The 12,819-nt window shown below is 45.7% G+C and carries 14 protein-coding genes; 10 read left to right on the top strand and 4 right to left on the bottom strand.

The features are described from left to right. Positions 1-15 precede the first annotated feature (15 nt). Positions 16-1,032, top strand: coding sequence for a class 1 fructose-bisphosphatase (gene fbp / locus GL182_RS15825; RefSeq protein ID WP_163380747.1), 1,017 nt, complete (start codon positions 16-18; stop codon positions 1,030-1,032). 6 nt (positions 1,033-1,038) lie between these two features. Here the strand turns inward: fbp and GL182_RS15830 are convergent, their stop codons facing one another. From GL182_RS15830 to yihA, 3 genes are read right to left on the bottom strand one after another with little or no spacing between them, the layout of a single operon-like run. Next, positions 1,039-1,362, bottom strand: coding sequence for a hypothetical protein (locus GL182_RS15830; RefSeq protein WP_240469853.1), 324 nt, complete (start codon positions 1,360-1,362; stop codon positions 1,039-1,041). Then, positions 1,359-1,805 carry a DUF5606 domain-containing protein gene (locus GL182_RS15835; RefSeq protein ID WP_163380748.1) on the bottom strand — a complete coding sequence of 149 codons (447 nt, stop codon included), beginning with the start codon at positions 1,803-1,805 and terminating at the stop codon, positions 1,359-1,361. Before GL182_RS15835 ends, GL182_RS15830 begins: the two co-directional genes overlap by 4 nt. Before the next feature lie 60 nt (positions 1,806-1,865). After that, positions 1,866-2,471 (bottom strand): ribosome biogenesis GTP-binding protein YihA/YsxC, encoded by a 606-nt coding sequence (gene yihA / locus GL182_RS15840; RefSeq protein WP_163380749.1) that lies wholly within the window; start codon positions 2,469-2,471, stop codon positions 1,866-1,868. Between the two features lie 116 nt (positions 2,472-2,587). Between yihA and ubiE the strand changes: the two genes are divergently transcribed. From ubiE to GL182_RS15865, 5 genes are read left to right on the top strand one after another with little or no spacing between them, the layout of a single operon-like run. Continuing rightward, complete coding sequence (ubiE, locus tag GL182_RS15845) at positions 2,588-3,310, top strand: bifunctional demethylmenaquinone methyltransferase/2-methoxy-6-polyprenyl-1,4-benzoquinol methylase UbiE (RefSeq protein WP_163380750.1); 723 nt, start codon at positions 2,588-2,590, stop codon at positions 3,308-3,310. Then, positions 3,259-4,038, top strand: a complete 780-nt coding sequence (locus tag GL182_RS15850) for an outer membrane beta-barrel protein (protein ID WP_163380751.1) — start codon at positions 3,259-3,261, stop codon at positions 4,036-4,038. The genes ubiE and GL182_RS15850 overlap by 52 nt, the downstream gene beginning before the upstream one ends. Before the next feature lie 60 nt (positions 4,039-4,098). Then, complete coding sequence (locus GL182_RS15855; RefSeq protein ID WP_163380752.1) at positions 4,099-4,860, top strand: SDR family NAD(P)-dependent oxidoreductase; 762 nt, start codon at positions 4,099-4,101, stop codon at positions 4,858-4,860. Then, entirely contained in the window at positions 4,857-5,624 is a 768-nt protein-coding gene (locus tag GL182_RS15860) for a M15 family metallopeptidase (protein WP_163380753.1), read from the top strand. The genes GL182_RS15855 and GL182_RS15860 overlap by 4 nt, the downstream gene beginning before the upstream one ends. A gap of 39 nt (positions 5,625-5,663) precedes the next feature. Next, on the top strand, positions 5,664-6,434 hold the full coding sequence (locus GL182_RS15865; RefSeq protein WP_163380754.1) for a ThuA domain-containing protein: 771 nt from the start codon (positions 5,664-5,666) through the stop codon (positions 6,432-6,434). Between the two features lie 218 nt (positions 6,435-6,652). Here GL182_RS15865 and GL182_RS15870 read toward each other — a convergent pair whose 3' ends face one another. Next, positions 6,653-7,792 (bottom strand): amidohydrolase family protein, encoded by a 1,140-nt coding sequence (locus GL182_RS15870; protein WP_410492716.1) that lies wholly within the window; start codon positions 7,790-7,792, stop codon positions 6,653-6,655. A 229-nt stretch (positions 7,793-8,021) separates the two neighbouring features. On the opposite strand from GL182_RS15870, the gene rnhA reads away from it, so the two are divergent. The 4 genes from rnhA (at position 8,022) to GL182_RS15890 (ending at position 12,786) form a co-directional block, all read left to right on the top strand. Continuing rightward, complete coding sequence (gene rnhA / locus GL182_RS15875; protein ID WP_163380755.1) at positions 8,022-8,483, top strand: ribonuclease HI; 462 nt, start codon at positions 8,022-8,024, stop codon at positions 8,481-8,483. A gap of 1 nt (position 8,484) precedes the next feature. Continuing rightward, positions 8,485-9,204 carry a tRNA1(Val) (adenine(37)-N6)-methyltransferase gene (locus GL182_RS15880; protein ID WP_163380756.1) on the top strand — a complete coding sequence of 240 codons (720 nt, stop codon included), beginning with the start codon at positions 8,485-8,487 and terminating at the stop codon, positions 9,202-9,204. 250 nt (positions 9,205-9,454) lie between these two features. Then, the gene (locus GL182_RS15885) at positions 9,455-11,737 is read left to right on the top strand and encodes a glycosyltransferase family 4 protein (protein ID WP_163380757.1); all 2,283 of its coding nucleotides are present in this window, start codon (positions 9,455-9,457) and stop codon (positions 11,735-11,737) included. Between the two features lie 29 nt (positions 11,738-11,766). After that, on the top strand, positions 11,767-12,786 hold the full coding sequence (locus GL182_RS15890; RefSeq protein WP_163380758.1) for a glycosyltransferase family 4 protein: 1,020 nt from the start codon (positions 11,767-11,769) through the stop codon (positions 12,784-12,786). Positions 12,787-12,819 lie beyond the last annotated feature (33 nt).

A 12,819-nucleotide genomic window follows, 5' to 3' on the forward strand; every position in this document is an offset into this window, starting at 1 on the left:
ATTATATTCAAAGGTATGAAGACACAGCCTTACAAACAAGACACCGGAAACCTGGCCTACAAAGTTGGGGTAACCCTGGACAGATTTATTAAAAGTAAGCAGGCTGATTTTCCCTATGCTACAGGTGAACTTTCACAGATTTTAAGAGATATAGCCCTGGCTTCTAAAATAGTATCCCGCGAAATTAGTCGGGCGGGACTATCGGATGTTACCGGTGCTTTCGGACAGACCAACGTGCAGGGGGAAGAGCAGCAAAAGCTGGATGTGGTGGCCAATGTGCGCTTTACCCGTGCTTTGACCAAGGGCGGAGAGGTCTGTGCGGTCGTGTCAGAAGAGGAGGACCTGGTCATTGACCTGCATAACAGCAAGGGAAAATACGTGGTCGCCATTGATCCGCTGGACGGTTCGTCAAACATCGACGTGAATGTTTCCATTGGGACCATCTTTTCCATTTACCGGAGAAAGACCCCCAACGGGTCCCCAATACAGGAGCAGGACGTGTTGCAGAAGGGTTCCGAGCAGGTGGCTGCTGGATATGTTCTGTATGGCTCATCTACCATGCTGGTGTATTCCACCGGCAATGGTGCCAACGGTTTCACCTATGAAAGATCCCTGGGGGAGTTTTTTCTATCCCATCCTGAAATGCGCATGCCCGAAGAAGGAGCCATCTATACCATCAATGAAGGCCTCACCCCGCATATCAACCCCAATATCCTTTCCTACCTGGAAGCTTGTAAGCGACAGGGAGCCTCGGCCCGGTACATAGGGAGTCTGGTAGCTGATTTTCACCGGAACCTGTTGAAAGGGGGGATTTACCTGTACCCAGCTACAACTCAGGCAAAAGAAGGTAAAATCAGGTTGATGTACGAAGCCAATGCCCTGGCCTTTATTGCCGAACAGGTGGGGGGAGCCGCTTCAGATGGCAGTCAGCGGATAATGGACATTGAACCTAACAGCCTGCACCAGCGCACCCCGCTATTTATCGGGTCAAAAAACATGGTGAGCCGGCTGGAGGAAGCCTTGGGCAGCTGAACGCAATTACACAGAACGGTATTTATTCCGGAAATATACTTTTAGCAATTGTCGGTCGACCATGGCCGTAGAAAGCCGCAGGCTTACCTCCTCCGGTGGGCTTTCGGTAAGGATATGTTGTAGTTTTTGTTCCCCCAGATCCAGCCGGTAACACAACTGTAGCAATTTCTCAAAATTCTTGTTGAGCATTTGGCTCACGTATGGGGAAATGGCCTGCGCCAGGCTTTGCCTGCTGGTGACCTGTGGAAGGGAGGGCAATTCCAGTAGCTTTTCCAGGTCTGCTGCCCCTGATTGTATACTCGCTAAATCGGTATTATCCGGATCAATCACGGCTTGTCCCCCTCCGGTTCATTGCCTTTATCAGCCCCTTCCTCTGCTTTGTCTTCCAGTACTTCAGGACATTCTTTCCGAATGATATGGTACCAGCTGATCAACTTTTTAACATCGGAGGCGTAAACCCGGTCTGCATCAAATTCCGGCAGAATGTGTTTCATAAAGGCCTGATACTCGTCCTTTTCTGCCCCTTCCAACCCGGTATCTCCTTCAAATTCTTTTTCGATTTTGATCAGTACATCTTTTAGGGGAGTGGCTCCTTCCTCAGTAAGTGTATAGATGGAAATTTCACTTAGCAGGGAGACCCTTTGGGCTGCTCCTACTACCAGCTTCCCCTTTTTTTCGTCCAGGGACTCCAAAATCACACCGGTACGGCTGGGCTTCAATATTTTATATAAACCGGGTTTTCCGGAAACGGTAGCAATATCTTTAAATTCCATGATCACTTTAATTTTTTTCAGGCTGCAAATATAAGGTTTCCCCAGGATTGGCCAAGCAGCTTAGCCAGCTTCGTAATATTCGGTTACATTTTCTTCAATAAACCGGATCAACTCTTCCCTGCCCTCAAAGGTGACGGCAGAAGTCACAAAAAACTCCGGTACTTCCACAAATAGCCTTTCCATTTCATCGAGAAACTGGTGGACATTTGCCGAGGTTCTGGAATGGGATTGCTTGTCTGCCTTGGTAAAGAGCAGCACTACCGGTAGCTGTAGCTCTCCGCACCATTGTATAAATTCCAGGTCAATCTTCTGTGGGCTTAGCCTGCTGTCGATCAACACAAACACGGCGGCCAGGTTTTCCCTTTCGGTCAGGTAAGCACGAATCATCTTATCCCAATCCGTTTTCAGCTTTTTGTTTACTTTGGCAAAACCATAACCGGGTAGATCCACCATGTACCAACGACCGTCAATGTCAAAATGATTGATCAGCTGGGTTTTTCCGGGTTTTCCCGAAATTTTAGCCAGGTGCTTGTGATTGGTCAGCATGTTGATCAGGGAGCTCTTGCCTACATTTGACCGCCCAATAAAGGCAAATTCCGGCTTGTTTGCCGGAGGGCATTTTTTATGGTCGGTATTACTGGTTAAAAAGCGTGCATTTTTCAACATGGCCCATTTTTTTTACAAAGGTAAGCAAATTCCACAAACAGCTAGCTACCAATAAATCATTAACAATTTTCCATTGCTCAGGTTTACTTAGTAATATTGTAGCGAAAATAAAAGCCATGTCCGTAATCCCATACAAAGACCAAAAAGAAGGCAAAAAGCAGCAGGTTGCCAGCATGTTTGACAATATCAGCAAAAAGTACGACCTGCTGAACCATCTCCTGAGCCTGGGAATAGACATTATATGGAGAAAGAAAGCCATCCGCATGCTGAAGAAAGATCAGCCTGCGCTGATTCTGGACATTGCTACCGGAACGGGCGATTTTGCCATTGAAGCCCTTGCCCTCAAGCCGGAAAAGGTCATCGGAGTGGATATTTCCGAAGGCATGCTCCATGAAGGCAGAAAGAAAATGAAGCAAAAAAAGCTGGACCACCTCATAGAACTCCAACTGGGTGATTCAGAAAAGTTGCTCTTCGAAGAAAATAAGTTTGATGCTGTGATCGTTTCTTTTGGTGTCAGGAATTTTGAAAACCTGGAAAAAGGATTGAAAGACATGCACCGTGTATTGAAGCCTGGTGGCAAAACAGTCATTCTGGAGTTTTCCAAACCAAAAAAATTCCCGATGAAGCAAGCTTATTCCTTTTATTTTAGATATATTTTGCCCCAAATAGGTAAACTCATTTCTAAAGACCAATCGGCCTATACCTATTTGCCCGAATCGGTAAAGGCTTTTCCGGATGGAAGGGATTTTCTTGACATTCTGGAAAAGGTAGGTTTCAAACAAACGCAATGCAAAACACTCACATTTGGCATCAGTTCCATTTACACTGGCATAAAGTAAGCCTGCTTGCCTTACTTTTGCTGTTGACCCATGTTTTTCAACTGCAGGCCCAGCAAAAAAGCCTGATTTTTAATAAATCTGGCAGTGATGACCAATCCTTATCCTATGGATTTTTTCTGGCCGCCCACAACAGCAGCCTGAGGATCAAATATTCTGAAAATTTTATGGATCCCGCCTACCAGGGTTTGGATAATGTGCGGGCGATCATGCCGGTTTTCTCACCTGGATTTGCACTGGGTTTTCTGGTTACGGGCAGGCTGCACGATCAGGTCAATTTGATGTTTACACCCAAAGTAGGCTTTTATGAATACCGTACCGAGCTGCAGCTTTTTACAGATGACGGCAATGCCGCCAATGGAATTGGGGTCAATACCGTTCCTTTGCTTACTGAAGAGACCTTGGTAGAATTCCCCTTACTCGTTAAGTACAAATCCGAGCGTTTCAACAATACCCGCATGTTTTTTGTTGGGGGGCTGAACGGTCAGATTCGTACCAAAAATCAGGAAGAAGCCAACGAGGATCCGGTGGTGTTGAAAGGCAGAGACCTGGCGGTAGAAATGGGGTTGGGTTTTGACTTGTATTTCCAGTATTTTAAATTTTCGCCTGAGATCCGTTTTTCTCATGGCCTGATGAACCTGTACCAACCCGGATACTCCGATGAAAGAATAGCAGGGGCCATCAGTGATATCCGCCGCAAATCTATTACCCTCTACCTGAATTTCCAATAAAACCTGCCTGATGAAGGCCTGCTGGCTTTTAATCCCCGGGGAAAAATTTTATATTCCCCCATGGAAAAGAAAATAGCATTCATTACCGGAGCTACTTCTGGAATAGGTAAAGCATGTGCCCGGTACCTGGCTGGGGAAGGCTTTGCCATCATTGCCTGTGGCCGGAGGAAAGAAAGACTGGAACAACTGAAAAAGGATTTACCAGCCGACACCCCCTACCAATACCTGGTGTTTGATGTTCGGGATAAGGAAGGGGTATACGCAGCGGTGGATTCCCTTCCGGAGGAATGGCAGGCCATCGACGTGCTGATCAATAATGCAGGCAATGCCCATGGCCTGGACCCCATTCATGAGGGAAGCGAAGAAGACTGGGATGCCATGATGGATATCAATGTAAAAGGACTGCTTTATGTGTCCAAAAAGATCATTCCCGGCATGGTAACCAGGAAAAGCGGTCAAATCATCAATATCGGCTCTACCGCAGGGAAGGAAGTATATCCCAAAGGCAATGTGTACTGTGGCTCAAAGCATGCCGTAGATGCCATTACCAAAGGCATGCGCCTGGACCTAAACCCCTACGGCATCAAAGTCATGGCCATCAATCCGGGATTGGTGGATACGGAGTTTTCACTGGTCCGCTTCAAGGGTGATGACCAAAAGGCGGCAAATGTGTACAAGGGTTTTCAGCCGCTCATGGCAGAGGATATTGCGGATGTGGTCCGTTTTGCGGTAACCCGGCCGCCACATGTGGTCCTGGCCGATGTCACCGTTTTACCCACCGCCCAGGCCAGCACTACCCTGCTCAACAAAAACGAATCATGAAAACCAAACTGGTTTGTTTGCTACTACTTCCGGTGCTGGCTTGTGGCGCAGGCAAAGGTGAAAAGGAAGTGGAAAAGCTAGCTGAAACAGATCTGCAAACAGTACTGTCAGATACGGCTGTAGCGGGATTTTCAGCGGTTCTTCAGGATACCGGTCAATTGGAAAAGCGGCTGATAGCTGCTGGTTTGGTCGATATTCAGGAAATCATTCCTGAAGTGCAGGTCATATTAAAATATTCTACGGAGGACAACTTTTTTGGCAAGGATGTTTACGGAGAGCTCAGCCGCTGCTACATGCAACCGGAGGTGGCAGAAATGCTGAAGATGGCTTTCAGGGAGCTGAAGGCCAGGGATCCTGACCTTACCTTTTTGATCTATGATGCCGTGAGACCGCAATCGGTGCAGCAGATTCTCTGGGATGAGCTGGACAAACCCGATAGCCTCAAACCCCTTTATGTAGCGGATCCACAAAAGGGTAGCCTGCATAATTTTGGGGTTGCGGTGGACCTGACCCTGGCACATGCGGCTACGGGTGAGCCATTGGATATGGGTACCGGCTACGATTTTTTTGGCTATGAAGCGTACCCCGACAGGGAGGAAGAGATGTTGGCAGCCGGCAGGATTAGCCGGGAGCAGGTAGCGAACAGAGCGCTTTTAAGGGAAGTCATGCAGGCAGCCGGATTTACAGGAATAGGGTCTGAATGGTGGCACTTTAATGCCTTTAGCAGAAAAGTTGCCGGAGAGAAATTCGACATTGTGAAATAATAATTGTATAATCGTCCTTTAAAATAATTTACATAACCTATGCATTTAATAAACAATAAACTCAAATCCTTAAGCATCATTGCTTTGGGTTTGGCCCTGATCTTGTTGCCTGCCCTAAGCCAGGCCCAGCAATTCCGGGCTTTGGTGATCAGCAAGACATCTGGTTTCCGTCACCAGTCTATTCCGGAAGGAGTGGCAGCCATTAAAAAACTGGGGCAGAAACACCGTTTTCAGGTTTATGCCACAGAAGATGCCGGTCAGGTCAATGACAAAAACCTGGAAAGTTACGATGTGATCATCCTGATGAGCACCACCGGTACCATTTTCAATGCCGAGGAAAAAGCTGCTTTTGAGCGCTTTGTGCAAAGTGGTAAGGGTGTGGTTGGTGTGCACAGTGCCACCGATACAGAGTATGACTGGCCCTGGTATACCAAGCTGATCGGGGGTCAGTTCAATCACCATCCCCAGCAACAAACCGCAAGGATGCAGGTGGTCAACCGGGATCATCCCGCCACCTACCACCTGAATGACAAGTGGCTGCGTACCGATGAGTGGTATGAGTTTAAAAACTTCAATGAGGATGTCAATATCCTGGTACAGCTGGATGAGACTTCCTACGAAGTAGGGGAGCGGAACGGCAACAAGATGGGTATGGGAGCCGTACACCCCATTTCCTGGTACCATGAGTACGATGGCGGACGGGTTTTTTACACTGGCCTGGGCCATGTGGAAGAAGCCTTTGAAGATGCCGATTTCCTGGATCACCTGTATGGAGGGATCTGGTATGCGGCTTTGGGTAAGCCTTTTTGAAAAGAGATTGGCATAAAAACAAATAAAGGAACCCTCGAAAGAGGGTTTTTTTTATTCGTAGGTTTGGAAAGATATGTAATAGCGGGATCGTCCATTCAGTCTAATTTACATTTTGCACTGACTTGGCCCGGAATCATAAATTATATCCGCCGGGATTATTGTTAGAGGACTAAAAAAATTCTTTCCCTAATTTATCAAGACAATAAATTTCAACCATATCACTCCGGAAATAAACTGGCATCCATATTAGGAATGATACGCAGGGCATTTTTGTAATACACTTTTTTCAGCACCTCGTCCGGAAGGTCCAGTCCGTACATGCGCCAGAAGGCATGGTATTTCTTGTAATAGGGAAAGTACTCATCGGCTGTTTCCAAAACCCTGAAATAGGTATAAAACTCTTCCTTGTTATAGGCATCTTTTCCAAAGAGGATCCTGTCCTGGTAGTCGATAAAAAATTGCCTGGCCATCCTGGGCTGCCGGCCAAACTCGGCAATCACTGCTCCTATGCCGAAATTTACATTGGGATATTCTTCCAGGTGTTTTCCGGCTTTGGCCAGGTCATTGGCCATCCAGCCCATGTGGGCATTGATAAAAGTGGTGCCGGGATGCTTGCGGAAGACATGGTGCTGTTCAGCAATGATCTGCTCAAAAGGAGCCGGATTATCTGCTCCCCTTTTCCGGTTAGGATTGATTTTCAGCTCCAGCCAGCGCTCGTTATTGGCATCCATGGGCTCCCAGAAGGGGGCCGGATCGGCAGCATGGATCAGAACGGGTATTCCCAGTTCACCACATTTGGCCCAAATGGGATCCAGGTCGGGATGATTGATCGGTACCCGATTGCCATTTATGTCATTTACAGAGAGCCCCAGACTTTTGTATATCTTCAATCCATTGGCACCGTTTTGCACGTCGGTTTCCAGTTCTGCCACTGCCTTTTCCACCCAATCTTCGCCTCCAAAACCTTCAAACCCCAGATTGGTAAATACGATAAAACGACCGGGTGCTACTCCATTAAACCGGCGAATCATGGAATTCAGGTATTCCTGCGCATTGATTTCTTCCCGGCTGCGGGCAAAGCCCTTTCCGCTGAGATTGACCATGGTGGCCATATTCAATTCATCCATTTCCCTAACCAATCTCTGGATCAGCTCCTGGGTGACGTTCCACTGGTGACTATGGATATCCACAAAGGGAAATTTGGCACGCATTACCGGATTTTCAGGGACTACCAGGGTAGAAGTTGGGTTGTATTCCTCAAAACCCATTTCCTGGGCATTTAAGCCCTGGTAGTTGGCGGATAGGAAAAGGAAGAAACATACCTTTAATGCAAAGCAGTGGGTAAATTTTATCATCATGAAAAACAATATGTAATTAAAGCCTTTAAATTAACATGGAATTCTGTAAATATTCTGAATTTAAAAATTAAGGTATTAAATTATTTTCTACCAACCTGCAAACTGATGCATGCGGTTAAGTTTTATCCCAAAGGAATAATTCATGATATTTGCCCTGATTTAGAGGAAAGGGATAGGTGAGTATGACCCAAAAGGGAACAAGGAATTAGTCCTTCACAATTGAAAGCTTATGATAAAAATATATACAGACGGCGCAGCCAAAGGCAACCCGGGAAACGGTGGTTATGGAGTGGTGTTGCTCTATAAGGACTTAAGAAAAGAACTATCTGAGGGATACAGGTTGACTACTAATAATCGCATGGAGCTGCTGGCCGTGATCAGAAGTCTGGAAGCCCTGAAAGTGGAGGGCCTGCCCGTAAACATTTATTCTGATAGCAAGTATGTGGTTGATGCCATTCAGAAAGGATGGATCTGGAACTGGCAGAAAAAAGGTTTCAAGGACAAAAAAAATGTGGATCTGTGGAAAAAATACATTCCGCTTCATATCAAATATAAGCCTAAGTTTCATTGGGTAAAAGGGCACGATGGCAACAGGGAAAATGAGCGTTGTGATGAGTTGGCTGTAGCTGCAGCCAACTCATCACAACTGAAGGTGGATCAGGGGTACGAGGCTGAAAAAAGTCAATGCTAAAATGGGTAACAGTCATTTTCAATTCAAGCAGTTTAGTATCCAGCAGGACCGTTGTGCCATGAAAATGAGCACTGATGCTGTTTTGCTCGGCGCATTGGCCCATCAGGACAATGCAGCATTGATCCTGGATGTTGGAACCGGTACCGGAGTCATCGGACTGATGCTGGCTCAGAGGTTCCCGGGAGCCCGGGTACATGGAGTTGAAATTGATGAGCAGGCCCATATTCAGGCGGCACAAAATTTCCAGGCCAGTCCTTGGAAAGATCGTATGGAAGGCTATCATGCCGCTTTTCAGGATTATGTGCAAAGCCATGCAAAGACAAAATATGATTTGATCGTCAGCAATCCTCCGTATTTTTCCAATCAGCTGAAATCTCCAAATATTCGTAAAAATTGGGCCCGACACGATGATCAATTATCCTTGAAGGACCTGCTGCAGGGGGTGAAACAGCTTTTAAGCCAGGAGGGATTGTTTTGGTTGATTCTGCCCCTGAAGGAAATGAACCTATTTAAAAATATGGCGGTAGGTGCAGATTTTTCCCTGCGGCATGAATATCAGGTCTGCGATCAACCTGGAGTTCATCCTCACAGGGAAATCTGTTCTTTTGGAAAAGGGGAATTCTTTGAAAGGGTGTCTGCTGAAATCATGTTAAAAGAAGCGTCCGGAGAAGCGGGCAGGACATACAGCGATCTGGTGAAAGACTTCCTGCTTCATTTTTAATTAATTTTTTATTTTCTTCTCCATTACGGCAATTTTTACATTTGGCATAAACAATCAGGGGATAATGTAGGCCTTGCTCCTGGAATCGGTAACAAGTGGGTCGGTGGATCCCAATGAGCGCTGATAAAAATCCAAAAAATATGTAAATAAAATTTATAAATATAAAATAATTAAAACTTATTTAGAGATATTTGCAGTTGATACTTTGTTGATAACTTAGGAAGGCCTAATTTTTGCTGTATGTTGGCCTATGAAAATTGTATATATCGGAACTTACCCCCCTCGAGAATGCGGCATTGGAATTTTCACCCATAGCCTTTACCAATCCATGGTAAGGGATCAGGGGTCTTCTAATGGCAACGATTCGGTAGGGGACCCTGCTGTAGAAGGATTTGTAGTCGCCATGAATGATCATGACCTGACCTATCACTATCCTGAAGAAGTTAAACTAACTATCCGGCAGGAGCACCAGCGGGACTATTTGAAAGCGGTGAAATTCATCAACCTCAGTGATGCAAATGTTTGCATTTTAGAACACGAGTTTGGCATATTTGGTGGGCAGAATGGCATGTACATTCTCCCCTTGCTGCACCGGCTGGAAATCCCCCTGATCGTCACCCTTCACACCCTGCTGGAAAAACCCTCCTATAATGAAAAGGCGGTTTTGGAGCAAATTTGCAAAATGGCCCATAAGGTAGTGGTGATGAGTCGCAAGGCCATTGAGTTTCTCCACACAGTGTATGACGTGGATAGCAATAAGGTGGTACTTATAGAACATGGTGTGCCTGAAATCAAATTTGATCAGGAGCAGTCCAAAAAGAGGTTTAAGCTGGAGAACAAGAAATTTTTACTCACCTTCGGTATTATCAGCAGGAACAAGGGCATAGAAACCGTCATCAAGGCCTTGCCCAAAGTGATTGAAAAACATCCGGAGGTGGTGTATATGGTATTGGGAAAAACCCATCCCAATGTACTTCATCATTCGGGTGAAGAATATAGAAACTACCTCCATCTTTTGGTAAAGACCCTGAATCTGGAAGATCACGTCGTATTCCTGAATGAGTTTATCGCCCAAAATGAATTGTTTAAATATTTATCTGCCTCTGATATCTACATCACGCCCTACCTGAATGAAGCACAAATTACCAGTGGCACCCTTTCCTACGCAGTTGGAGTAGGTTCAGCCGTCATTTCTACCCCTTATTGGCATGCTACAGAACTGTTGGATGAAGGCAGGGGCAGGCTCTTTAACTTCAATGATTCGGAGCAGCTTTCAGGTATCCTGATGGAGCTGCTGGATGATCCGGCAGCTTTAAACGACATTCGTAAAAAAGCCCATGATTATGGGAAAACGATTACCTGGTCCAAATCAGGTGAGAAGTACGTGGCACTTGCAAAAGAGGCAGCTACAAGTCACCCGCAGGTTATTTCCCGGTCTGAAACTCTGATTGACCCCCTTTTGTTGCCAGCGTTTTCTTTGGATCATATCAAACGGCTTACGGATGATACCGGGATTATCCAGCACGCCAAGTTTGGTATCCCTAACCTGAAGGAAGGTTATTGCCTGGACGATAATGCCCGGGCTTTGTTGATGGTACTGATGGATTACAAACAAACCAAGGATAAACAAGCCTTGAATTTGGCCCCCATTTATCTGAGCTATATTCATTACATGCAAAATGAAGATGGCACATTCAGGAATTTCCTCAGTTTCAGCCGGCAATTTCTGGATGAAGTGGGTTCGGAGGATTCCTTTGGAAGAACCATCTGGGCCCTGGGATACCTCCTGGGCAATGCGCCCAATGATGCTTACTACCAGACAGGCAAACTGGTATTCTTCGATGCTGCGCCAAATTTCGAAAAAATACAGTCGATCAGAGGTATTGCCAACACCATGCTCGGAATCAGTTATTACCTGGAAGCCAATCCTGCCGATGAATCTATGGTGGAGCGTCTACGCAATCTTGCAGGCAAGCTGGTCAAACATTATGAAGCTAACAGATCCAAAGATTGGCATTGGTATGAACCCTTGCTGGCCTATGATAATGGTATCCTGCCTCTTGCGCTGTTACATGCGGCAGAGATACTCCATGAGGAAAGGATAACCCAGGTAGCCCTGGAAAGCATGGATTTTCTTACATCACTGACCCTAAAGGATGGGTACCTATCGATTATCGGCAATGAAAACTGGTACGAAAAAGAAGGAGAACGGTCCATGTTTGCCCAGCAACCCATAGATGCCCTTGCCATGATTTTAATGTATCAGCAGGCTTTTCATCTTACGAAGGACAAGGTATACCTTGAAAAGCTATTCTCCAGTTTTATGTGGTTTCTGGGAGAAAATGACCTTCGAATGAGTCTGTTTGATTTCGAAACCAAGGGATGCTGTGATGGCTTTGAAAGCTACGGTATCAACCGAAACCAGGGTGCAGAAAGCTCCCTTGCCTATTTAATCTCCTATTTAATTGTATTACAGGCTTTTGAAGAATTTGAAGAGCTTGAAGAAAAAGGCTTGGTCCATTTATCTGCCTGATAGCCTGTTTTACCGGTCAATTTGTAAAAATGAAAATAGCTATTCTTTCACCCATTGCATGGAGAACACCCCCCCTCAAATATGGGCCCTGGGAGCAGGTAGCTGCCAACCTGACGGAGGGATTGATCGACAAAAACATGGAGGTCACCTTATTTGCTACTGGGGATTCCATTACAAGGGCTAAGTTGGAGCATGTTACAGAAACGGCTTACGCCGAGAATCCGGACATGGACCCTAAGGTTTGGGAATGCCTGCACATCAGTCATTTGATGGAGCAGGCAGCCCATTTCGATTTGATTCATAACCATTTTGATTTTCTTCCGCTTACTTATTCCCGCTTGATTTCCACACCGATGCTTACTACCATTCATGGGTTTTCTTCTCTCAAAATACTTCCGGTATTTAAGAAATATAACGAAAACAGTTTTTATGTATCCATCAGCGAATCTGACCGACATCCAGACCTAAACTATGTAGCCACTGTTTACAATGGAATTGATCCGAAAGGTTTTACCTTTCGAAAGGAAACCAAGGATTACTTGTTGTTTTTTGGAAGGATTCACCCAGAAAAAGGTACCTTCGAATCCATTCAGATTGCCAGGCAATCCGGGAGAAAATTAATCATTTCCGGCCTGATTCAGGATCAGGAGTACTTTGATCTCAAAGTCAGGCCTTTTCTGAATGACGAAGATATTGTTTATGTAGGCAATTCCGGGCCTTTGGAAAGGGATAAACTGATGGGTGAAGCCTTTGCTTTACTCCATCCCATCAGCTTTAATGAACCATTTGGTTTGAGTGTGGCTGAAGCCATGCTTTGCGGAACACCCGTTATTGCTTTTGATCGGGGCTCCATGCCTGAATTGATTAAAGAGGGAAAAACGGGATTTTTGGTGAAAACCGTCGGAGAAGCTGTGGCAGCAGTGGATAGCATCGAATCTATCGACAGGAGATATTGCAGGGAATGGGCACTTTCAAATTTCAGCCGGGAAAGAATGACAGAAAGTTACCTTCAGGTTTACCACAAAATCCTGGAAGGCGGTAGTGAATGATCATTTTTATATCAAATAGCAGCGATTTACAGC

This window comes from Cyclobacterium sp. SYSU L10401 (genome assembly GCF_010993705.1).
Lineage (GTDB): Bacteria > Bacteroidota > Bacteroidia > Cytophagales > Cyclobacteriaceae > Cyclobacterium.

Excerpts from the sequence above, each read along its gene's own strand:
- yihA (WP_163380749.1), bottom strand. The coding sequence starts at position 2,471 with ATGTTGAAAAATGCACGCTTTTTAACCAGTAATACCGACCATAAAAAA.
- GL182_RS15880 (WP_163380756.1), top strand. The coding sequence starts at position 8,485 with ATGGGTAACAGTCATTTTCAATTCAAGCAGTTTAGTATCCAGCAGGAC.
- GL182_RS15855 (WP_163380752.1), top strand. The coding sequence starts at position 4,099 with ATGGAAAAGAAAATAGCATTCATTACCGGAGCTACTTCTGGAATAGGT.
- GL182_RS15885 (WP_163380757.1), top strand. The coding sequence starts at position 9,455 with ATGAAAATTGTATATATCGGAACTTACCCCCCTCGAGAATGCGGCATT.
- fbp (WP_163380747.1), top strand. The coding sequence starts at position 16 with ATGAAGACACAGCCTTACAAACAAGACACCGGAAACCTGGCCTACAAA.
- rnhA (WP_163380755.1), top strand. The coding sequence starts at position 8,022 with ATGATAAAAATATATACAGACGGCGCAGCCAAAGGCAACCCGGGAAAC.
- GL182_RS15850 (WP_163380751.1), top strand. The coding sequence starts at position 3,259 with ATGCAAAACACTCACATTTGGCATCAGTTCCATTTACACTGGCATAAA.
- GL182_RS15870 (WP_410492716.1), bottom strand. The coding sequence starts at position 7,792 with ATGATGATAAAATTTACCCACTGCTTTGCATTAAAGGTATGTTTCTTC.
- GL182_RS15835 (WP_163380748.1), bottom strand. The coding sequence starts at position 1,805 with ATGGAATTTAAAGATATTGCTACCGTTTCCGGAAAACCCGGTTTATAT.
- ubiE (WP_163380750.1), top strand. The coding sequence starts at position 2,588 with ATGTCCGTAATCCCATACAAAGACCAAAAAGAAGGCAAAAAGCAGCAG.
- GL182_RS15865 (WP_163380754.1), top strand. The coding sequence starts at position 5,664 with ATGCATTTAATAAACAATAAACTCAAATCCTTAAGCATCATTGCTTTG.
- GL182_RS15890 (WP_163380758.1), top strand. The coding sequence starts at position 11,767 with ATGAAAATAGCTATTCTTTCACCCATTGCATGGAGAACACCCCCCCTC.
- GL182_RS15860 (WP_163380753.1), top strand. The coding sequence starts at position 4,857 with ATGAAAACCAAACTGGTTTGTTTGCTACTACTTCCGGTGCTGGCTTGT.